Raw genomic sequence first — 19,189 nt, 5'->3', positions numbered from 1 at the left:
TTTCATTTAGTGTTGATTATATCAAAGCAGTTGATGGACAGCGAATTCCTGTAAATTTAAATGTAAATGATGAAGGTAAATCTAGAGGCACTGGAGTTGTAATAGCAGCAGCCTTAGTTGCAGCGCCATTATTATTGCTTAAAGGTCAGGCAGCTACCATACAATCGGGAACACAATACAAAGCATACACATCAACAGATAGAGAGATTGAGATAGTAAAATAGTTTTAACCTTTTTTTTAAAGGGCAATCAAAATGTCTCATTCCTTTCGATAGCTTTGTTACGCTGGGCTGTTTCAGTCAGTCATGCTTCCTTCCATTTCACAGACCATTTGAACCCAAAATAAGAGCAGCTAAGAAAAATAGCAGCTCTTTTTTTGTTTTCTACATTCCCAGTCTTCACCACGCTCTCTCAATACATTCGTCAGGGCTAATAAATCCAAAATACAACTAAATTCCGTTGCTCTCCATTCAGCAGTATTATTGTATTTTGCCCTTTGTTAATTTGGTGGTTGCGCTTTCTCTCAGCTATCAAGGTTAGCTCACTTCGTTTGCTTCAAATCAAGGAACGCCTAAAGGCTGCTTTTAATATTTTCCTTGACGTTTCACGCTACTATCCCTTCATTCCATTTCGCAAAAGCTACATTTCATTCTCGGTCTAGTGTAGCTAGTTCGATTGCCACAACACCAACCAGCGCTCCTCCCAAAAAATTACATAAAAATTCCATTTTTTGCTGTGGTGCTTGGGGGTGTTTGTCTTAACAACAACATTTTGCTAAAAATAAAAAAATGCAGCAAATTTAGAGTGCATTCCTTACTTCAGTCGTTCATTCTTCACTCCATTCTCGTAAGTCATTACCTCAAATTGCCATTGCTTTCTTTTTTTCTTTTTTTTCTTTTGGAAAAAATTTGTGTCAAAAGTGTGGCACAAAAGTGCTGTTTTTTGCGTTTTATTCAGACAAGTTGTACAGAACTAATTTTATTGTATATTTGAAAAATAAACCAGACACAAAGTGTTTTATTTTTCATAAGTTATTGATATTCAGTAATTATAGTGAGTTTTCCGCAAAAAAATCCCCACTGTATTAGTGGAGATTTTTAGTAGCGAGACCGAGATTTGAACTCGGGACCTCAGGGTTATGAATCCTGCGCTCTAACCGACTGAGCTATCTCGCCAAATTGATGGATAAAACCATCTTTGAATGCGGGTGCAAATATAAAAATTATATTAGAGGTTACAAGTATATCTTAAAGAAAAAAAAATATTTTTGAAAAGACTTTTTTATTGGCCATATATTCAATACATTTCCGAAAAATTAATCATAGCTCATGGATTTAAAAATACGATACGAAATAGAGTTTCCTATAAATTCTTCGCCTCAATTGTTGTACCCTTATATTTCGACTCCCTCTGGTTTATCAGAGTGGTTTGCAGATAATGTGAATTCTCGTGGTGAGTTTTTTACTTTTATTTGGGATGATTCCGAAGAAAAAGCCAGACTCTGTTCCAAAAAAACAGGCGAAAAAGTGAAATTTAAGTGGATTGATGATAATAATAAGGACACAGAGTATTTTTTTGAATTAAATATTTTAGTAGATGAAATTACTAAAGACGTTTCCTTGATGGTGATTGATTTTGCCGAAAAAGATGAAATTGAACAAGCGACACTTTTATGGGAAAATCAAGTTTCTGATCTTAAGCATGTCATTGGTTCAGTGTAAAAAAAAAATTTTTTAAACTTATATTTGTCAGGCTTATTAGCCTGACTTTTTTTAAATAGTATGATTAATTTTAATGGTAAAATCGTGTCTCTCGACTCCAATTTATTGACTCAAAATCGCGCTTTTTTATATGGAGATGCGGTCTTCGAAACGGTTAAAATAATCAAGTCTAAAATTCTTTTTTTAGAAGATCATTATTTTAGATTGATGTCTTCAATGCGTGTTGTTCGAATGGAAATCCCCATGAATTTTACGATGGAATATTTTGAAGAACAAATTCTTGATTTGGCCAAAGCCAAGAATTTAGAAAATTCGAGTAGAGCGAGAATTACTGTGTATAGAAATGACGGAGGCTATTATTTACCTCAAAATAATACCGTTTCTTTTTTGATTAGTGCTGAATTACTTGATAACACTTTCTATTCAATCACTCATAAAGAATATAAAGTAGATTTATACACTGATTTTTATGTAACAAAACAGTTGTTGTCTTCCATAAAAACGACCAATAAAATTTTAAATGTCACGGCAAGTATTTTTGCCAATGAAAATGATTTGGATAATTGTTTGTTGTTGAATGACAGCAAGAATGTTGTCGAGGCACTGCAGGGAAATATTTTTATGTTAAAAGGAAATAGGCTTTCCACTCCACCAGTTTCAGAAGGTTGTCTGAATGGCGTTATGAGAAAACAAATACTGGCTTTAGCTAGAAAAATGGAAAACTTGGAAGTTGTTGAAGAAATAATGTCACCATTTGACCTTCAAAAAGCAGACGAATTATTTATTACAAACGTGATAAAAGGAATACAACCTATTACTAAGTATCGTAAAAAGGAATTTTCTGCCGATTTAGCAAAAGTATTAGTTGAAAAACTGAATGAATTTATAGGGAATAATTAATTTAAATATGGATTTTCAGGTGCATTAGACCATATTAAATAATTCCCACCCAATTCCTTAATTTTTTTCCAGAATCCTTCTGCCGGTTTGCCAATAATTTTATTTTCATAATTATTTTTGTTTTAATAAAATATTTTTTTTACAGGATTGTCTAGATCCGTTTTTTAATATGTGTTTTGACGTAAATAGTCTGTATAAAATTGACTAGTAAATTATAATGCAAAAAAAAACCTTCCTAAGGAAGGTTTTAATTATTTTTAAGAAAACTTAAATTAGTTTACAGCACCATCTAAATCTGCACCAGCTTTAAATTTTACTACATTTTTTGCAGCAATTTTAATAGTTTTCCCTGTTTGAGGGTTTCTACCGTCTCTAGCAGCTCTAGCAGAAACAGACCATGATCCGAAACCTACTAAAGAAACTCTTCCGCCTTTTTTCAAAGTACCAGCTACGTTACCTAAAAAAGATTCTAAAGCTAGTTTTGCAGCAGCTTTTGTAATTCCTGCATCTGCAGCGATAGCATCAATTAATTCTGATTTGTTCATAATGTTTAGTTATTAAATGTTGTTAAAAAAAAATTTGTTACTAACAAATTTAGCAGGAATTACTTTGCTTACAAGCGTTTCTCGTGATTTTAGCTTATTTTGTTGATAACTTATATTTTTTGTTCATAAAGCAACTGTTTTTCCTGCCGAATTATAATAAAATACCTGTTTTGTTGGTGTTAATGCACTTTTCCGTCCTCTGAAAAAGTCATTCCATTCAATAATTCGGCTACATTCATTTTCTTTTTTCCAGGAAATTGCAAACTTAACACCTGGATAAATCCATTTTTTACTGCAATTTTCATTTCTTTTTTGGTGCAAATCAAGCTTCCAAGGTTGTGGTTATGATTTTCTAATACGACTTTAACTTCATGAATCTTGACATTCCATTCTTGATCTTTGTCTTTAAAAAAACTCCAAGCTGAAGGATATGAATTTAAACCACGTATTAAATTATAAATTTCACCTGCTGATTTTGTCCAATCGATCTTGCAATTTTCCTTGTTTAACTTGTAAGCTGTTTTTATTTTTGGATTGTCTTTTTGTGTAGTTGTAATCAGATTTCCTTTTTCGATTAATTCCAAAGTTTCTATTACAACTTCACTGCCCAAATACATTAACCGATCGTGTAATTGTCCTGCATTTTCCTTTGCTCCAATTTCTGTTTCGGAACTTAAAATGATAGCGCCAGTATCTATTTTGTCATCGATAAAAAAAGTAGTAACTCCAGTTTTCTGATCTCCATTTATAATAGCCCAGTTTATTGGAGCTGCACCCCGATAATTGGGTAATAAAGAAGCGTGAAGATTGAAAGTCCCCAGTTTTGGCATTTTCCAAACCACTTCAGGCAACATTCTGAAAGCAACAACGATTTGTAAATTAGCATTTAAAGATTTTAGCTCCTGTAAAAAACTTTCATCTTTCAAATTCGTTGGCTGCAATAAAGTGAGTTTGTGTTCTAAAGCATATTCCTTCACTGCCGAATATTTCATTTTTTGTCCACGGCCTGCTGGTTTATCTGCGGCAGTGACTACTCCCACAATATCGTAGAGATTCTTTACTATAGTATCTAGAATGCCAACGGCAAATTCGGGGGTTCCCATAAACACAATTCGTAATTTGTCCATTATAGTTTTAAGGTATATTTGTTATTCGAAAGTATCAAAATCATATTGTTTTCCATTAGGTTTTGAAGTGCAAAGATAATAGCGTCATCGGTATTTTTTGTCAGTTTTTGAATTTCTCTCGAATTCATATCCTGTATTTTTAATAATCCAATGATTTTTTCAGAAATCAAAGAGTGATCACTAGATTTTGGTTTTTTAGAAATACAATAGGAACAAATTCCGCAATCTGTTTCAATAATTTCTCCAAAATAGTTTAAAATTAATTTACTCTTGCACACTTTTTTCTCATTGATGTAGTTTAAAATAGCATCAAATTGAGTGATTTTTTGTTGATTCTGTCTTTCAAGATATTTCGAAATCCGATTGATGGTTCTTTCGTCTTCACGTACTTCATTGAAAATAATTGTGGCATCATTGTTTTTTTTATGATAATCTATAATGTCAAGATTCTTCAATTTTTCTAAAACCGAATGGATCATCATTTCGTCACTACTTGATTTCTTTGCTATTAATGATAAATTGATAGCTGTTTGTGTTTCGTAAATTCCAGGATATGTTCGAAGGATGGTCAGGATAATTGGTTCATCCTGAGTATTCAAACTCACATATCGAATTACTTCCTTAGACTCAATAATGAATTGCATCGTGATTCGTTCGGAGTATTCTTGGGATAAGCTCAAAATTCCTTGGCGGTCTAAAAACTGTATGGCATTAAAAGTCTTTAAGGTAGGAAATCCATATTTTTGACAAAAATGATTCAAATTGAAGGAGAATTGTTCGTTGATTCCTTCCCCATAAGCAATCTGAAAATAAGTACACAATTTTATATAAATCTGGTTAAGAATCTTTTTGTCGGGCAACACATTAATAAATTGATTTTGGGCTTGAATCTTATCTGACGGGCTTGTTAAGATTACGGAAAACGCTTTTTGGTCATCTCTTCCTGCTCGCCCAGCTTCTTGATAATAGCTTTCAATACTTTCTGGAAGATGTATATGAATCACTGTTTTTACGTTCGATTTGTCAATTCCCATTCCAAAGGCATTCGTGGCAACTATAATTTGGACTTCTTCATTCAACCAAAGACTCATATTTTTTTCTTTATCTTTTACCGATAAACCGCCGTGATAAAAAGTCGCCTTGAATCCCAAAGATTGCAATTGTAAAGCAGTTTCGGAGCACGATTTCCTGTTTCTAACATATATAATGGAAGACTGTGGGTTTTTCTTTAAGATTTGCTCCATTCGATACAATTTATCTTCGACTTCAAAAACCATATAGGCAATATTTTTTCGGGAAAATGATTTCTGGAAAATAGCTGGCTTTTCTAATCCCAACTGAATAATTACATCTTCAAGAACTCGTTCTGTTGCCGAAGCGGTAAGTGCTAAGAAGGGAACTTTTGGAAATTGCGTTTTCAAATTGGCAATTTTTAAATAGGCCGGACGAAAATCGTGACCCCATTGCGAAACACAATGTGCTTCATCAATGGCAATTAAATTGATGGGCAAATTTTTAATTCGCTCCAAAATCCAATCTGATTGTAAACGCTCTGGCGATAAGTACAGAAATTTATAGTTGCCAAATTCACAATTATCTAAAAACGTAATCATTTCATCAGATTTGATGCCTCCAGTTAATGCAATGGCTTTGATGTCCAGCTTTTGCAAGCGTTGTACTTGGTCTTTCATTAGCGCTACCAAGGGAGAAATGACTAAACAAATTCCGTCCTGCATCATAGCAGGAACCTGAAAACAAATCGATTTTCCGCCACCAGTTGGCATTAAGCCAAAAGTGTCTTTCCCTTCCAAAACCGAATTGATAATTTCGATTTGTGAAGACCTAAATCCGTCGTGTTTCCAGTGCTTTTGAAGAATTTGTAATGCTGTTTGCATTATTTCTGGATTAATATTTAAAGTTTAAGTATTGACTTAAAATTATTCAACCATAAACCTAAAACTTTAAATAATTTATTAAATTTTATCTAAGATAAATAAAATTCTATTATCAACGCTATCTTTTGGAACTTCGATGAGTTCGTAACCATATTTTTTATAGGTTTCCATGAGATGAACGTCGATATGTTTTGCTTGTTCGAAGTTTTCGTATCGCTCTTTATCGCTAGTAAAAATTTCCTCCCAAGGTGGAAGAATAAAAATTTTTGTGTATAAATGATCCTTACAAGCTTTATCAAATGAGTCAGGATATGGGTCGCCAATGAAGTGCATATAAGCCAAAACATCTGGAATTCCGCGATCAATAAAGACTATTTTGTTGGGTTCGCTTATGGCATTTTGGTATTGCTTTTTTCTGCCTTCCAAAAGTAATTCACTGAATAACAAAGGATTCTCTAAAAACAATTGTTCAATTCCTTCTTTTTTTGCATCCAAAGTCACTTGCCTGGAAATTTCAGGGTAACAACAAAATCCTTTTTCCGACAATCCTTCAATGATAGTGCTTTTGCCAGTTCCGGGCCCTCCAATAATTACTATAATCTCTTTTCGCACACTTTTTTAAATAAGGGGCAAATTTACCTAAAGTAATGGGAATTTGAAAGGATATTTAGATTTATAATTTTCATTATTTTAAAAATCCTATCTCAAAGTTTCGGGACTAATATCAAAACTGTATATTTGCTTTTATTTTTTATAATAGAATGGACAAGAACACCCAAGAATTTTATGATCGGTTGCAGGTGGAGTTGGATTTGAGCAATACTTGGCCCGCTTTATATTTGTTTAAATTTATTGTGCCATCAATAAATGATAACATTGAACGTGTTGAACTGGCTTTTGATTGTATGGGCGCAGTCATAAAAACAACTAAGTCTAAAGCAGGTAAGTATACAAGCATCTCTGTTGACGTCCAGATGAAAGATTCTCAAGAAATAATAGATAAATACATAGAAGTTTCTACAATTAAAGGTATTATTTCCCTATAAATACTCAAAATAAATTCGAAAATGAATTCAAAGTATATAAAAGAAGTTGCGAACGATGTCGTTCACCATTTGGAATACAATGCCGAAAGATCGCATTTAATTATTCCAGAATACGGACGTCATTTGCAAAAATTAATTGATCAAGCAACGGCAATCGAAGATTCTGAGGAACGCAACAAAGCTGCAAAATATATCATCCAGGTTATGGGAAGTTTGAATCCTCATTTGCGTGATGTGCTTGATTTTCAACACAAATTATGGGATCAATTGTTTATTATGTCTGATTTTAAATTGGAAGTTGAATCCCCTTATCCTGTGCCAACTCGCGAAGTTTTACAATTGAAACCGGATGTTTTGCAATACCCACAAAATTTTCCAAAATACAGATATTATGGCAACAATATTAAATATATGATTGATGTTGCTAATAAATGGGAAGAGGGTGAAATGAAAAATGCTTTGGTCAAAGTTATCGCCAACCATATGAAAAAATCTTATTTGAGTTGGAATAAGGATACCGTGAAAGACGATGTTATTTTCGAACACTTATATGAACTATCCGACGGAAAACTGAATTTAATTCAAAGTTCCGAAGAACTTTTGACAACGACAGATTTGTTGCGAACGAATAAACGAATGTCTAATAAAATAACACCTCCTGGACAGCCAAAAATTCAAAGCAACAAGAATACAAAAACCGGAAAATTGGGCCCGACACACAAAAACCAAAATAGAAAACCTTTGTAAAACAGTTATAGGTTATGTTTTTATGAGTTCGATGTTTTTCAACTCATAACCCATGACCCTTAACCCATAACCAAAAAAAAATGGGAATATTCAAAATAGAGGGCGGCATTCAATTAAAAGGTGAAATCACGCCACAAGGAGCCAAAAACGAAGCATTGCAAATTTTATGCGCCATATTATTGACTCCTGAAAAAGTCACCATCAATAATATTCCGGACATAATCGACATTAATAAACTCATTACGCTTTTAGGAAATTTGGGAGTAAAAATCCAAAAAATTGGACACGGATCCTATACTTTTCAGGCTGATGAAGTAAACGTAAATTACCTAGAAACCGAAGCTTTCAAGAAAGAAGGAGGCTCTCTAAGAGGTTCTATCATGATTGTTGGGCCACTTTTGGCTCGCTTTGGAAAAGGGTATATTCCAAAACCTGGCGGAGATAAAATTGGAAGACGAAGACTCGACACCCATTTTGAAGGATTCATCAATCTTGGAGCAAAATTCCGTTATAACAGAGAAGATCATTTTTATGGTGTTGAAGCTCCTGATGGATTAACTGGAGCCGATATGTTATTAGACGAGGCTTCAGTAACCGGAACGGCTAATATTGTTATGGCTGCAGTGTTGGCCAATGGGAAAACTACAGTTTATAACGCCGCTTGCGAACCTTATTTACAACAATTATGTAGGATGTTGAACGCAATGGGAGCAAAAATTACAGGAATTGGTTCGAACTTATTATCAATAGAAGGCGTCGAAAGTCTTGGTGGTTGTACTCATAGAATCCTTCCTGACATGATCGAAATAGGTAGCTGGATAGGACTTGCGGCAATGACCAGAAGCGAAATCACCATTAAAGACGTGAGTTGGGAAAATCTTGGGCTTATTCCAAATGTGTTTAGAAAATTGGGAATTACATTGGAAAAAAGAGGCGACGATATTTATATTCCAGAACACAAGGACGGTTACCAAGTGAAAACGGATATTGACGGATCAATTCTTACTGTTTCAGATGCTCCATGGCCTGGATTCACTCCAGATTTGTTGAGTATTGTTTTGGTTGTGGCTACACAGGCAAGAGGGGATGTACTTATCCATCAAAAAATGTTCGAAAGTAGATTGTTTTTTGTCGATAAATTAATTGATATGGGAGCCAAAATTATTTTGTGCGATCCACACAGAGCAGTTGTTATAGGACACGACTTCAAATCTCAGTTGAAGGCCACAACAATGTCTTCGCCTGATATTCGAGCAGGAATTTCATTATTGATTGCGGCACTTTCGGCAAAAGGAACGAGCACCATTCAAAATATAGAGCAAATCGATAGAGGTTATGAACGAATTGATGAGCGTTTGAGAGCTATTGGGGCGAAGATTGTGAGAGTTTAACTCTTTAAATAAAAAAAGGGCTTAGTTTAACTAAGCCCTTTTTTATAATAACAGTACGAAATGTTAAACTATAAAAACGACATGATCGCTAATTCGTAGCTTTTCATTCCAAAACCAAGGATTATACCTTTGGCATTGCTTGAAATATAAGACTGATGACGGAAACTTTCACGCGAAAAAGTATTCGAAATATGAACTTCGATTACTGGGGTTGTAATGGCTTTTACGGCATCTCCAATACCGATGGAAGTATGAGTATAAGCGCCCGCATTGAGAACAATACCATCATAAGAAAATCCAAATTCTTGAATTTTATCGATTAGTTCTCCTTCAATATTACTTTGGTAATAACTTAGTTCTATTTGTGGGAATTTCTCTTTTAAGGTGTTGAAATAGTCTTCAAAAGTTTGAGATCCATAAACTTCTGGTTCCCGTTTTCCCAATAAATTAAGATTTGGTCCGTTGATGATGCTAATTTTCATAATTCATATTTTGGTAAAAATAAAAAAACCGTTCCAATTACAAGAACGGTTTCGATAAATTTAATTTATTTTTTAAAATAAAATTCCAGCCGAGACTTGAAGCACGGAGTTTTTTGTTTGGGCATCTTTTGACACTTCTGTTAGTCCTAAAACATATCTTCCAGAGATAAAGATGCTTTTAGTCACTTTTATACCTAATCCTCCTGCTACAGAAAAATCAAATGTGTTGGGATCTTTTGCAACAAACTGATCTTTTCCGCTCAATAGAAAAGAAGCTTGTGGACCTAATTCCAGACTGATGCTTTTGCTTAAACCAATTTTTACCATAACTGGAATTGAAATGTATCCCACTTCACTTTTAATCTCTTCTGCGACATTTTTATAAGTTGCACCCTGTGTAGAATAGAATAATTCAGGTTGAATTGATAGGCTTTCAAATAAACTTATTTCTGCTATTATTCCAGCATGATAACTTGTTATAGCTTCTGTTTTGTAGTTTGTGGTGTTTACTGTAATGTCAGTTCCAGTTTGATTAGCATAATTTAACCCAGCCTTTATGCCAAATTTTGCTATTTGAGCCTTAACATTAAAAGATACTGTAAAAATTAAGATGATGCCTAAAATTATTTTTTTCATATTCTTGATTTTAAATTTTATTTTTAATTTATAATTCGCAATTTATAACTATTTTATTTAATAATTATTGCATGCTATTTATTAGCATATCTAAACCTAATACTTGTTTTTATTTATAGAACTGCTTCCAACTCTTATTTGGGTATCCATTTGGGGTTTTATGTAGGTGGAGGGAAATGGGGTAAATAAATTTCTTTTAATACAATAGATCAAAATTCACAAGATATTGGGAGGTTTTTTTATGACTTGAAATTGCTTTACTTTGTAAAATGAATTGGAAAGTCTATATCAAAAGTTATCAATCTTATCTGAGAATCGAAAGAGGTTTATCTAAAAATACTATCGATAATTATTCTTTTGATATTGAACGCTTGTGTCTGTTTTTGGAAGAGAATACTATAGCTATTTCGCCAATAAAAATTAAAGAAGAAACCATTCAACAATTCATTTATAGCATTTCAAATGAAGTTAATCCACGGTCGCAAGCACGAATTATTTCGGGTTTAAAAAGTTTTTTTGCCTATTTGATATTCGAAGATTATCGTTCAAATAATCCTTTAGAATTAATAGAAACTCCTAGAACAGGAAGAAAACTTCCCGATACTTTATCTGTAGATGAAATTGATTTGCTTATTTTCGCTATCGATTTAAGTTCGAATGAAGGGGAACGGAATCGAGCAATATTGGAGACTTTGTATGGTTGTGGACTTCGAGTTTCGGAATTAGTTACCTTGAAAATTTCGGATTTGTTTTTTAACGAAGGGTTTATAAAAATTACAGGGAAAGGAAATAAACAACGTTTTGTACCCATTGGAAATTTGACCCAAAAGTATATCCAGATTTACAGAGATGCTATTCGTATTCATTTGAATATAAAAAAAGGATTTGAGGACACCTTGTTTTTAAATAGGAGAGGAGGGCAGCTTTCGAGAGCCATGATTTTTACAATAATCAAGGATTTAGCAACCAAAATTGAATTGAATAAGAATATAAGCCCCCATACTTTGCGACATTCTTTTGCCACGCATCTTCTTGAAAACGGTGCTGATCTTCGCTCGATTCAATTAATGCTTGGTCACGAATCTATCACCACCACTGAAATTTACGTGCATTTAGACAGAAAGTTTTTGATCCAAGTGCTAAATGATTTTCACCCAAGAAAAGACTAATCTTTCTAATTAATTATAGATAAAAAAGCACCTCCGAACATCCTGAGGTGCTTTTGTATGGAGCCATTAAGATCCATTTAAATGAATAATCAAAGAATCGATTAAACTTATTTTGCAATATTCACTGCTCTAGTTTCTCTAATTACAGTTACTTTAACTTGACCTGGATAAGTCATTTCTGTTTGGATTTTTTGTGAAATTTCAAAAGATAAAGTGGCTGCATGCTCATCAGAAACTTTTTCGCTTTCAACAATTACACGAAGTTCTCTACCCGCTTGAATAGCATAAGCATTTTTAACGCCGCTAAATCCATAAGCAACTTCTTCTAGATCTTTCAAACGTTGAATATAGGAGTCTAAAACTTGTCGTCTCGCACCTGGTCTTGCGCCAGAAATGGCGTCGCAAACCTGAACAAGAGGCGATAATAAAGATTTCATTTCGATTTCGTCATGGTGCGCACCAATTGCGTTACAAACTTCTTCTTTTTCTCCGTATTTTTCAGCCCATTGCATTCCTAATAATGCGTGAGGTAAATCACTTTCGGCGTCTGGAACCTTACCAATATCATGTAACAAACCGGCTCTTTTTGCTAGTTTTACATTCAATCCTAATTCAGCTGCCATGATTCCACAAAGTTTTGAAACTTCACGGGAGTGTTGCAATAAATTTTGTCCATAAGACGAACGGTATTTCATTCTACCCACAACTTTTATAAGTTCAGGATGTAATCCGTGAATTCCTAAATCGATAACGGTACGTTTACCAACTTCTATAATTTCATCATCAATTTGTTTGGTAGTTTTTGCCACAACTTCTTCGATACGAGCTGGGTGAATACGTCCGTCAGTTACTAGTTTGTGCAATGACAAGCGAGCAATTTCTCTTCGCACTGGATCAAAACAGGAAAGAATAATAGCTTCTGGTGTGTCATCTACAATGATTTCAACTCCAGTCGCAGCTTCAATTGCTCTAATGTTTCTTCCTTCACGACCAATAATTCTACCTTTTACATCATCGGATTCAATATTAAATACAGATACACAGTTTTCTACCGCTTCTTCTGTTCCAACTCTTTGAATGGTATTTATGATGATTTTCTTAGCCTCTTGCTGAGCAGTTAATTTTGCTTCCTCAATGGTGTCTTGAATATGAGACATTGCTTGGGTTTTTGCCTCTGCTTTCAATCCTTCGATCAATTGATTTTTGGCATCTTCAGTTGATAAACCAGAAATAACTTCCAGTTGTTGAAGATGGCTTTTGTGCAATTTCTCAACTTCAGTTTGTTTCTTTTCTAAGATTTCTACTTTAGTGGTGTATTCTACTGTTTTTGCTTCAAAATCGTCGTTGACTTTCTTAGCTTTTGATAATTCATTCGAAATTTGTGATTCTTTGTCTCTAACTCTTTTTTCTACTTCCGCCATTTTTTGGTCACGTGAAAGTATCACTTGTTCATGCTCAGATTTTAATTCGATAAATCTTTCCTTTGCTTGAAGAATTTTATCTTTTTTGATGTTTTCAGCTTCAAGATTGGCATCTTTTAAAATAGATGTGGCTTCTTTCTTCGCTCTTTTGATCAAATTAGAGTTGTTGCTTTTCTCTATAGTTTTAGCTATGCCAAAACCTCCTGCAATGCCTCCAATTCCTGAAATAATTATTGTTAAAATGTCCATGTTTATAAATATTAATATATAAAAAAGCCTACATTAGGTTTATTGAATAAACTCGGAAAGACAAGTTTTGAGCTAACTCGTTGTTCAAGCTTCCAAACTGAATTGGCTTGCTATAGTAACGATGATTTGCTCATTCTAATTTGTTAGTGTTGAGTTTACCAAATAGGAACTAATGTAGGCAGTATCTTAGTTTTTGTAAAGAACGTTTATTTGTCGAGATATTGATCTAAAATCGCATTGATTTTTTTAATTCTTTCGATGGTTGCTTCACCGTCGATTGAGTTATCAATTTGTTTTTGTTCTGTTTGGGATGCAAATTGCAATGCACACATTGCTAAAACATCCTGTTTGTCACGAACAGCGTAATTTTCTTCAAATTGCTTTATCATTCCATCAATTTTTTTCGAAGCGCTTCTAAGCCCTTCTTCCTGAGATAATTCTACCGTTAATGGATAGACTCTGTCTGCAATTGATATCTTAATCTTAAGCTTTTCGTCCATATCTTTTTTAATCTGATAGCTGGGCTATACAGTAATCAATTTCACGAATTAATGAATTTATTTTAAGCTTCGTATCTCTTTTATTATCTTCGCTGCCTAGTAAAGCGTTAGCAATTTTGAGTGTTTCATACTGCGATTTTAAGGCGTCAATCTCTTGAGATTGAGTTTGTATGATTTGTGCAGCCTTGGTCAATTCAATTTTTAAAACTTGATTATTTTTTTCTAAACTATTTGTTTTAACAAAAAGTTTTTCAATCTTATTTTCAAGAGTATCAATTATTTCTGCAATTACACTCATAATATATCCTACGTATTACATAATCTTACAAAGTTAGTATTCCTTTTTAGTATTACAATATTTTATCTGTTTTTTTCTATTAAAATACATAATCATTTGTTATACAATTGATTATGTATTATGTTTTTTATAAGTTTCTTTTTTTTACCTTAGCAAAAATGTATTCAATGAGATTTTACTTATTTATACTATTATTTTGCGGGTCATTATGCGCTCAAACGAATTATCCAAAAGATTTTTTTAGGGCTCCTCTTGATATTCCAATGCAGCTATCGGGAAATTTTGGAGAACTCAGACCCAACCATTTTCATGCTGGATTTGATTTAAAAACGCAACAAAAGGAAGGATTAGAGGTTCATGCCGTTGCCGATGGTTATGTGTCGCGAATTAAAATTTCAACCTTTGGAAACGGAAAAACAATTTACATTACACATTCGAATGGATACACTTCTGTTTATGGACATTTACAAAGAGCAACTGACTCCATTGAAGATTTCATCAAAAAAACGCATTATAAAGAAAAATCTTTTGAAATAGAAATCTTTTTGAAACCTGGAGAATTAGTTGTCAAAAAAGGACAAATCATAGCTCATTCTGGTAATACTGGCGCTTCGGAAGGGCCACATTTACATTTCGAATTTCGGGATAACATTACGGAGAATATTATTAATCCGATGCTTTTTGGTTTCGACACTTATATTAAAGATACTAAGAAACCGATGATTTCAAGTATTTATGTTTATCCATTGGATAAGCAAACAACTGTAAATCAATCAAAGCGTCCGTTATTGTTAAATTTGTTGTTGCAAAAAGACGGAACTTATCTTGCGGATCAAGTAGTTGCAAATGGTAAAATAGGGTTTGGTTTAAACACTTTTGATTATGATGATGTTTCGTTTAATAAAAATGGAGTGTACAAAGTGCAATCGTTTTATAACGGAATGCCTAATTTTGGATACCAATTTGATACCTATTCTTTTGATGAAATGCGATATATAAATGCGCTTATTGATTATTCAAGGTACAAGAAAACGCAGCAAAGAGTTCAAAAATTATTTATGCGAAATCCTTATAAACTGAGCATAATTAAATCGGATAAATCTAACGGAAATCTTGCCGTAACGCCTAATCTGACTTCTGTTTATCGCATTGAAGTTTCTGATTTCTTTGGTAATCAAACCGTTGTTTCCATCCCCATGAAATATGAATCATTGGCTACAATTATAGCCGAAGAACCTATTGCTTCTAAGTATTTTATCAAGGCAAATAATGATGGTGATTTCACCAAGGAAAACATGTCGGTCTTTTTTCCCGCAGGAACATTTTATGATGATTTTTATTTAAATTTTGACGTGAAAAACGACACCTTATTTCTTCACGACGATACGGTACCTGCTCACTCTAACTTCACCATTTCGATAGAAGATAATAAATATACTGAAGCCCAAAGAGATAAGCTGTTCATTGCGGCTATTTATAGTAATAAAATTAGTTACATTTCCACCTATAGAAAAGATAATGTTTTTATGGCCAAAACTAAAACTTTGGGTAAGTTCGCCTTGGTTTTGGATACAATTGGACCAATAATTACTATAGCAAAATCTATCGAAGGAAAATGGATTAGCGAAAAATCAAATATTCAGTTAACCATAAGTGATGGATTATCAGGAATAAAATCCTATAATGGTTATTTGAATGGCAACTGGGTATTATTCGAATATGACAACAAAACAAAAAAAATTACCCATAATTTTAGTGATGGTATCGTTGCTGAAGGAGCAAATGAATTAAAAATAATTGTAATGGATAATATGGGGAATTCTACTATCTTTGAAACTCATTTTTTCAGAAGTCAAAAAAATAAAAATTAAATTCCTTGAGTGTACATAAACTATTACTTGTTTTCTTCTTTTTTCATTTTGGATCTATATCTTTCGCTCAATCTGCCCATATAAAAGGAGTTATTCTCGATAAAAACAATCAGCCTGTTGAAAATGTAAACGTCTCTTGCCGTGGAATTGGAACTCAATCCAACGGAAATGGTTTCTATACTTTAGTCATCCCCGACAACCAAAAAGTGATTGTAGTTTTTTCGCATATTTCCCTAAAAAAAGCCACCGTTTCAGTATCCTTAATGCCAAATGAAGATTATGAGTTTAACATAGTTATGAGTGACTCAGATGAGCAAATGGGAGAAGTTGTGATTACAGTAAATAGCAAAAAAAGAGTTGAGGGAATTACTATTATTGAGCCTGAATTGATACGAAAAATTCCTGGCGCCAATGCTGGTGTCGAAAATATTTTAAAATCCTTGCCTGGCGTAAATTCCAATAATGAATTGAGTACACAATATGCTGTTCGTGGCGGAAATTATGATGAAAATCTGGTTTATGTAAATGAAATCGAAGTGTATCGTCCCTTTCTTATTCGTTCGGGGCAACAGGAAGGTTTGAGTTTTACTAATACGGATTTGGTTCAAAATATTGATTTTTCGGCAGGAGGTTTTCAGGCAAAATTTGGAGATAAATTGTCTTCGGTTTTGGATATAACATATCGAAAACCAACACAGTTTGGTGTGGTTGCCGAGGTAAGTTTACTTGGCGGAAGCCTTGCCATTGGTGCTGTTTCCAAGAATAAAAAATGGACAGCAATTACTGGAGTTCGCTATCGAAACAATAGTCTTCTGGTAAAAAGTCAGGAAACACAAACGAATTACACACCCACATTTGCTGATATTCAAACGAATGTAATTTTTAATGCTTCGGATAAATTGCAATGGAGTTTTCTGGGAAATATTTCCCAAAATGATTACCAATATCAACCCTTGACACGCGAAACAAATTTTGGAACTATTGATGATCCAATGGCCCTGTTGATATATTATGAAGGTCAGGAAAAAGATAAATACACCACTTATTTTGGAGCTGTAAAATCGACTTTCGTTGCTTCGGATAATTCCACTTACAAATTGATTGCATCGGCTTATCATGCTCAAGAGCAAGAGTATTTTGATATTTTGGCACAATATCGTTTGGGTGAAGTGGATTCTAATATTGGATCAGACACCTTCGGAGACGTTGCCTTTTCAAGAGGTATTGGTTCGCAACTCAATCATGCTCGAAATGATTTGGACGCACTAATTGTGAATGCCGAAATAAAAGGGTTTCATAATTGGGGAAAAAACCAATTGGAGTGGGGCGCAAAATTCACTAGAGAATCAATTCGTGATCGAGTTATTGAATGGGAAGTGATTGATTCTGCCGGTTTTTCGATAAATCCGCCTATTGATTTCTTGCCAAAAAATGATCAGCCGTACTCGCCTTATACAGGACCTTTGGTTCCCTATAAAAATGTAAGAGCTACAAACTTTGTTGATATCAATCGGTTTTCGGGTTACTTTCAATGGAGCCGAAAAGGCTATTTAGGTAATAATGAAATTTGGTTGAATGCTGGTATAAGATCCCAAAATTGGAACGTTTCAGGAGATTTAGTTAGTAAAACACAATTTACTTTTAGTCCAAGAGCGCAAATTAGCTTGAAACCCAACTGGAGTAAGGATATGTTTTTCCGACTTTCTGGAGGATTTTACCATCAACCACCGTCTTATCGAGAGTTGAGAGACGCCGATGGAGTAGTGAATCCCGATGTAAAAGGCCAGCAATCGATTCATATTGTTTTGAGCAATGATTATAGTTTTAAAATGTGGAACCGTCCTTTCAAAATGGTTTCGGAGTTGTATTATAAGTCATTGACGGACGTTAATCCATACACTCTAGATAATGTTCGAATCCGTTACGCTGCCGCAAATAATGCCAAAGGATATGCCCAAGGATTTGATTTTAGACTAAATGGCGAATTCGTACCAGGAACCGAATCTTGGTTTAGTTTTGGCTATTTAAAAACCGAAGAGAACATTGACAACAAAGGATTTATTGCCAGACCAACGGACCAAAAATTGAAATTTGGTTTGCTTTTTCAAGATTACATGCCTAATATCCCGAGTATTAAATTATACCTGAATCTGGTTTACAACACCGGATTACCTGGAGGCTCCCCTTCCTATTCCGATCCTTATTTGTACCAAAACCGTTTGAGAGATTACCGTCGGGCTGATGTGGGTTTTTCCAAAGTTTTAATCGATAGCAAAAACCCGTCTACTAAAAATTGGTTGAAAAGCTTTAAGGAATTGGCTATTGGATTGGAAATTTTTAATCTTTTCGACAATCAAAATGCAATTACCAATACTTGGGTTCGTGACGTTTATTCGAAAAATCAATACGCTATTCCAAATTATATGACGACACGCGTTTTTAATGTGAAGTTGAATGCGAGGTTTTAACTCTATATCAAAATATCACTTTCCAAATCTGATTTTTCTATCGTGAAATCAAAACCTAATTTTGAAACCAATTCAATAACGAGGTTTTTATACCAGTTTTCTGATTTGGGGTGGATGTAGATTTTTTCGATTAATTGGTTGATGTCCACGTCAATTTTCATCCCCTCATTGATTTTAACATTTTCATCACCAATGTCAGTTAAAATACGAACTTCCCGCTCATACTGAAAACTTTTCCTCTTGAATAGAAATGGAAAAAACATGTCTTCAAAAGGTATGTATTCTTTTTTGTAATCAATGTAGTTGACTTCGCCAATGTATTGCTTGTATTTTTTTTCGGGAATAACTGCGTTTTGTAATCTGCCAATCGTAGATTGAATTGCCAAACCTTCACTATTCTGGGTGAAAATTTGCCACATTGCAAACGATTCATATTGGTTAATGTGCCAACTGCTAACCATTACTTTTTCTCGGTGTGATTTGTAATAATCCAAGAATTCGGGATTGTTGACTGATAGTCTTTTAATTTCTTCAAAAGTTGGCTCGCTAAAAGTACCTTCATATTGATCTTCAAATTTGTCCGAACGCGACATAAATAGCTTTTTTGACATCAACAAATCGAGAAACTTGGACAAGTCCAAATATTTCCAAACTATAGTGCTTGGATCCTCGGGAAGCTTTATGTTTTTGTTATTGAGGTACATTTTTAATCATTTAAAGATC

Annotated in this window: 19 protein-coding genes, 1 tRNA gene, 1 other RNA gene and 1 pseudogene; 9 read left to right on the top strand and 13 right to left on the bottom strand. The window is 33.8% G+C overall.

The window, feature by feature from the left end; all coding sequences use genetic code 11:
- On the top strand, positions 1-224 hold a 224-nt coding region (locus tag AABM59_RS04730), incomplete at its 5' end, for a hypothetical protein (RefSeq protein ID WP_338407826.1).
- A gap of 877 nt (positions 225-1,101) precedes the next feature.
- Here the strand turns inward: AABM59_RS04730 and AABM59_RS04725 are convergent.
- A tRNA-Met gene (locus AABM59_RS04725) sits at positions 1,102-1,175 on the bottom strand.
- A 153-nt stretch (positions 1,176-1,328) separates the two neighbouring features.
- On the opposite strand from AABM59_RS04725, the gene AABM59_RS04720 reads away from it, so the two are divergent.
- Both AABM59_RS04720 and AABM59_RS04715 read left to right on the top strand, forming a co-directional pair.
- Positions 1,329-1,721, top strand: coding sequence for an START-like domain-containing protein (locus AABM59_RS04720; RefSeq protein WP_338407825.1), 393 nt, complete (start codon positions 1,329-1,331; stop codon positions 1,719-1,721).
- Positions 1,722-1,781: 60 nt separating this feature from the next.
- Entirely contained in the window at positions 1,782-2,621 is an 840-nt protein-coding gene (locus AABM59_RS04715; RefSeq protein ID WP_338407824.1) for an aminotransferase class IV, read from the top strand.
- Here AABM59_RS04715 and AABM59_RS04710 read toward each other — a convergent pair.
- The 5 genes and pseudogenes from AABM59_RS04710 to AABM59_RS04690 form a co-directional block, all read right to left on the bottom strand.
- Positions 2,618-2,737: pseudogene (locus tag AABM59_RS04710) on the bottom strand (YqgE/AlgH family protein); the annotation flags it as partial. The gene AABM59_RS04715 and the pseudogene AABM59_RS04710 sit on opposite strands and share 4 nt — an antisense overlap.
- 156 nt (positions 2,738-2,893) lie before the next feature.
- Positions 2,894-3,166 (bottom strand): HU family DNA-binding protein, encoded by a 273-nt coding sequence (locus AABM59_RS04705; protein ID WP_338407823.1) that lies wholly within the window; start codon positions 3,164-3,166, stop codon positions 2,894-2,896.
- Between the two features lie 179 nt (positions 3,167-3,345).
- Positions 3,346-4,293 carry a methionyl-tRNA formyltransferase gene (fmt, locus tag AABM59_RS04700; RefSeq protein WP_338407822.1) on the bottom strand — a complete coding sequence of 316 codons (948 nt, stop codon included), beginning with the start codon at positions 4,291-4,293 and terminating at the stop codon, positions 3,346-3,348.
- Entirely contained in the window at positions 4,293-6,188 is a 1,896-nt protein-coding gene (locus AABM59_RS04695; protein ID WP_338407821.1) for an ATP-dependent DNA helicase RecQ, read from the bottom strand. Before AABM59_RS04695 ends, fmt begins: the two co-directional genes overlap by 1 nt.
- Before the next feature lie 78 nt (positions 6,189-6,266).
- Positions 6,267-6,800, bottom strand: coding sequence for an ATP-binding protein (locus AABM59_RS04690; protein WP_338407820.1), 534 nt, complete (start codon positions 6,798-6,800; stop codon positions 6,267-6,269).
- A gap of 149 nt (positions 6,801-6,949) precedes the next feature.
- On the opposite strand from AABM59_RS04690, the gene AABM59_RS04685 reads away from it, so the two are divergent.
- The 3 genes from AABM59_RS04685 to murA all read left to right on the top strand — a co-directional run bounded on the left by AABM59_RS04685 (position 6,950) and on the right by murA (position 9,372).
- Positions 6,950-7,234, top strand: a complete 285-nt coding sequence (locus AABM59_RS04685; RefSeq protein ID WP_338407819.1) for a DUF493 domain-containing protein — start codon at positions 6,950-6,952, stop codon at positions 7,232-7,234.
- A gap of 21 nt (positions 7,235-7,255) precedes the next feature.
- Positions 7,256-7,981: a DUF4290 domain-containing protein gene (locus AABM59_RS04680; RefSeq protein WP_338407818.1), complete on the top strand. Its 726-nt coding sequence runs from the start codon at positions 7,256-7,258 to the stop codon at positions 7,979-7,981.
- Positions 7,982-8,061: 80 nt separating this feature from the next.
- Complete coding sequence (gene murA, locus AABM59_RS04675; RefSeq protein ID WP_338407817.1) at positions 8,062-9,372, top strand: UDP-N-acetylglucosamine 1-carboxyvinyltransferase; 1,311 nt, start codon at positions 8,062-8,064, stop codon at positions 9,370-9,372.
- Between the two features lie 68 nt (positions 9,373-9,440).
- Here the strand turns inward: murA and aroQ are convergent, their stop codons facing one another.
- Together aroQ and AABM59_RS04665 are read right to left on the bottom strand one after the other, a co-directional pair.
- Positions 9,441-9,854, bottom strand: a complete 414-nt coding sequence (aroQ, locus tag AABM59_RS04670) for a type II 3-dehydroquinate dehydratase (RefSeq protein WP_338407816.1) — start codon at positions 9,852-9,854, stop codon at positions 9,441-9,443.
- A gap of 72 nt (positions 9,855-9,926) precedes the next feature.
- Positions 9,927-10,490 (bottom strand): porin family protein, encoded by a 564-nt coding sequence (locus AABM59_RS04665; protein ID WP_338407815.1) that lies wholly within the window; start codon positions 10,488-10,490, stop codon positions 9,927-9,929.
- A 269-nt stretch (positions 10,491-10,759) separates the two neighbouring features.
- On the opposite strand from AABM59_RS04665, the gene AABM59_RS04660 reads away from it, so the two are divergent.
- Positions 10,760-11,659 (top strand): site-specific tyrosine recombinase, encoded by a 900-nt coding sequence (locus tag AABM59_RS04660; protein WP_338407814.1) that lies wholly within the window; start codon positions 10,760-10,762, stop codon positions 11,657-11,659.
- Positions 11,660-11,766: 107 nt separating this feature from the next.
- On the opposite strand, the gene rny is transcribed toward AABM59_RS04660, so the two are convergent.
- The 4 genes from rny to AABM59_RS04640 form a co-directional block, all read right to left on the bottom strand.
- Positions 11,767-13,329, bottom strand: coding sequence for a ribonuclease Y (gene rny, locus AABM59_RS04655; protein ID WP_338407813.1), 1,563 nt, complete (start codon positions 13,327-13,329; stop codon positions 11,767-11,769).
- 48 nt (positions 13,330-13,377) lie between these two features.
- Positions 13,378-13,484, bottom strand: a non-coding RNA gene (ssrS, locus tag AABM59_RS04650) — 6S RNA.
- Between the two features lie 51 nt (positions 13,485-13,535).
- The gene (locus AABM59_RS04645; RefSeq protein ID WP_338407812.1) at positions 13,536-13,829 is read right to left on the bottom strand and encodes a cell division protein ZapA; all 294 of its coding nucleotides are present in this window, start codon (positions 13,827-13,829) and stop codon (positions 13,536-13,538) included.
- Positions 13,830-13,836: 7 nt separating this feature from the next.
- Entirely contained in the window at positions 13,837-14,127 is a 291-nt protein-coding gene (locus tag AABM59_RS04640) for a hypothetical protein (protein WP_338407811.1), read from the bottom strand.
- Positions 14,128-14,294: 167 nt separating this feature from the next.
- Between AABM59_RS04640 and AABM59_RS04635 the strand changes: the two genes are divergently transcribed.
- Positions 14,295-15,998: a M23 family metallopeptidase gene (locus AABM59_RS04635; RefSeq protein WP_338407810.1), complete on the top strand. Its 1,704-nt coding sequence runs from the start codon at positions 14,295-14,297 to the stop codon at positions 15,996-15,998.
- A gap of 5 nt (positions 15,999-16,003) precedes the next feature.
- Positions 16,004-18,466, top strand: a complete 2,463-nt coding sequence (locus AABM59_RS04630) for a TonB-dependent receptor (protein WP_338407809.1) — start codon at positions 16,004-16,006, stop codon at positions 18,464-18,466.
- Between the two features lie 2 nt (positions 18,467-18,468).
- On the opposite strand, the gene AABM59_RS04625 is transcribed toward AABM59_RS04630, so the two are convergent.
- Complete coding sequence (locus AABM59_RS04625) at positions 18,469-19,170, bottom strand: hypothetical protein (protein ID WP_338407808.1); 702 nt, start codon at positions 19,168-19,170, stop codon at positions 18,469-18,471.
- Positions 19,171-19,189 lie beyond the last annotated feature (19 nt).

This window comes from uncultured Flavobacterium sp. (genome assembly GCF_963925185.1).
GTDB lineage: Bacteria > Bacteroidota > Bacteroidia > Flavobacteriales > Flavobacteriaceae > Flavobacterium.
The sequence above is the reverse complement of the archived record's forward strand: the minus strand, read 5'-3'. Positions and strand labels throughout refer to the sequence as shown.

Excerpts from the sequence above, each read along its gene's own strand:
- AABM59_RS04720 (WP_338407825.1), top strand. The coding sequence starts at position 1,329 with ATGGATTTAAAAATACGATACGAAATAGAGTTTCCTATAAATTCTTCG.
- AABM59_RS04715 (WP_338407824.1), top strand. The coding sequence starts at position 1,782 with ATGATTAATTTTAATGGTAAAATCGTGTCTCTCGACTCCAATTTATTG.
- AABM59_RS04705 (WP_338407823.1), bottom strand. The coding sequence starts at position 3,166 with ATGAACAAATCAGAATTAATTGATGCTATCGCTGCAGATGCAGGAATT.
- fmt (WP_338407822.1), bottom strand. The coding sequence starts at position 4,293 with ATGGACAAATTACGAATTGTGTTTATGGGAACCCCCGAATTTGCCGTT.
- AABM59_RS04695 (WP_338407821.1), bottom strand. The coding sequence starts at position 6,188 with ATGCAAACAGCATTACAAATTCTTCAAAAGCACTGGAAACACGACGGA.
- AABM59_RS04685 (WP_338407819.1), top strand. The coding sequence starts at position 6,950 with ATGGACAAGAACACCCAAGAATTTTATGATCGGTTGCAGGTGGAGTTG.
- AABM59_RS04680 (WP_338407818.1), top strand. The coding sequence starts at position 7,256 with ATGAATTCAAAGTATATAAAAGAAGTTGCGAACGATGTCGTTCACCAT.
- murA (WP_338407817.1), top strand. The coding sequence starts at position 8,062 with ATGGGAATATTCAAAATAGAGGGCGGCATTCAATTAAAAGGTGAAATC.
- aroQ (WP_338407816.1), bottom strand. The coding sequence starts at position 9,854 with ATGAAAATTAGCATCATCAACGGACCAAATCTTAATTTATTGGGAAAA.
- AABM59_RS04665 (WP_338407815.1), bottom strand. The coding sequence starts at position 10,490 with ATGAAAAAAATAATTTTAGGCATCATCTTAATTTTTACAGTATCTTTT.
- AABM59_RS04660 (WP_338407814.1), top strand. The coding sequence starts at position 10,760 with ATGAATTGGAAAGTCTATATCAAAAGTTATCAATCTTATCTGAGAATC.
- rny (WP_338407813.1), bottom strand. The coding sequence starts at position 13,329 with ATGGACATTTTAACAATAATTATTTCAGGAATTGGAGGCATTGCAGGA.
- AABM59_RS04645 (WP_338407812.1), bottom strand. The coding sequence starts at position 13,829 with ATGGACGAAAAGCTTAAGATTAAGATATCAATTGCAGACAGAGTCTAT.
- AABM59_RS04640 (WP_338407811.1), bottom strand. The coding sequence starts at position 14,127 with ATGAGTGTAATTGCAGAAATAATTGATACTCTTGAAAATAAGATTGAA.
- AABM59_RS04635 (WP_338407810.1), top strand. The coding sequence starts at position 14,295 with ATGAGATTTTACTTATTTATACTATTATTTTGCGGGTCATTATGCGCT.
- AABM59_RS04625 (WP_338407808.1), bottom strand. The coding sequence starts at position 19,170 with ATGTACCTCAATAACAAAAACATAAAGCTTCCCGAGGATCCAAGCACT.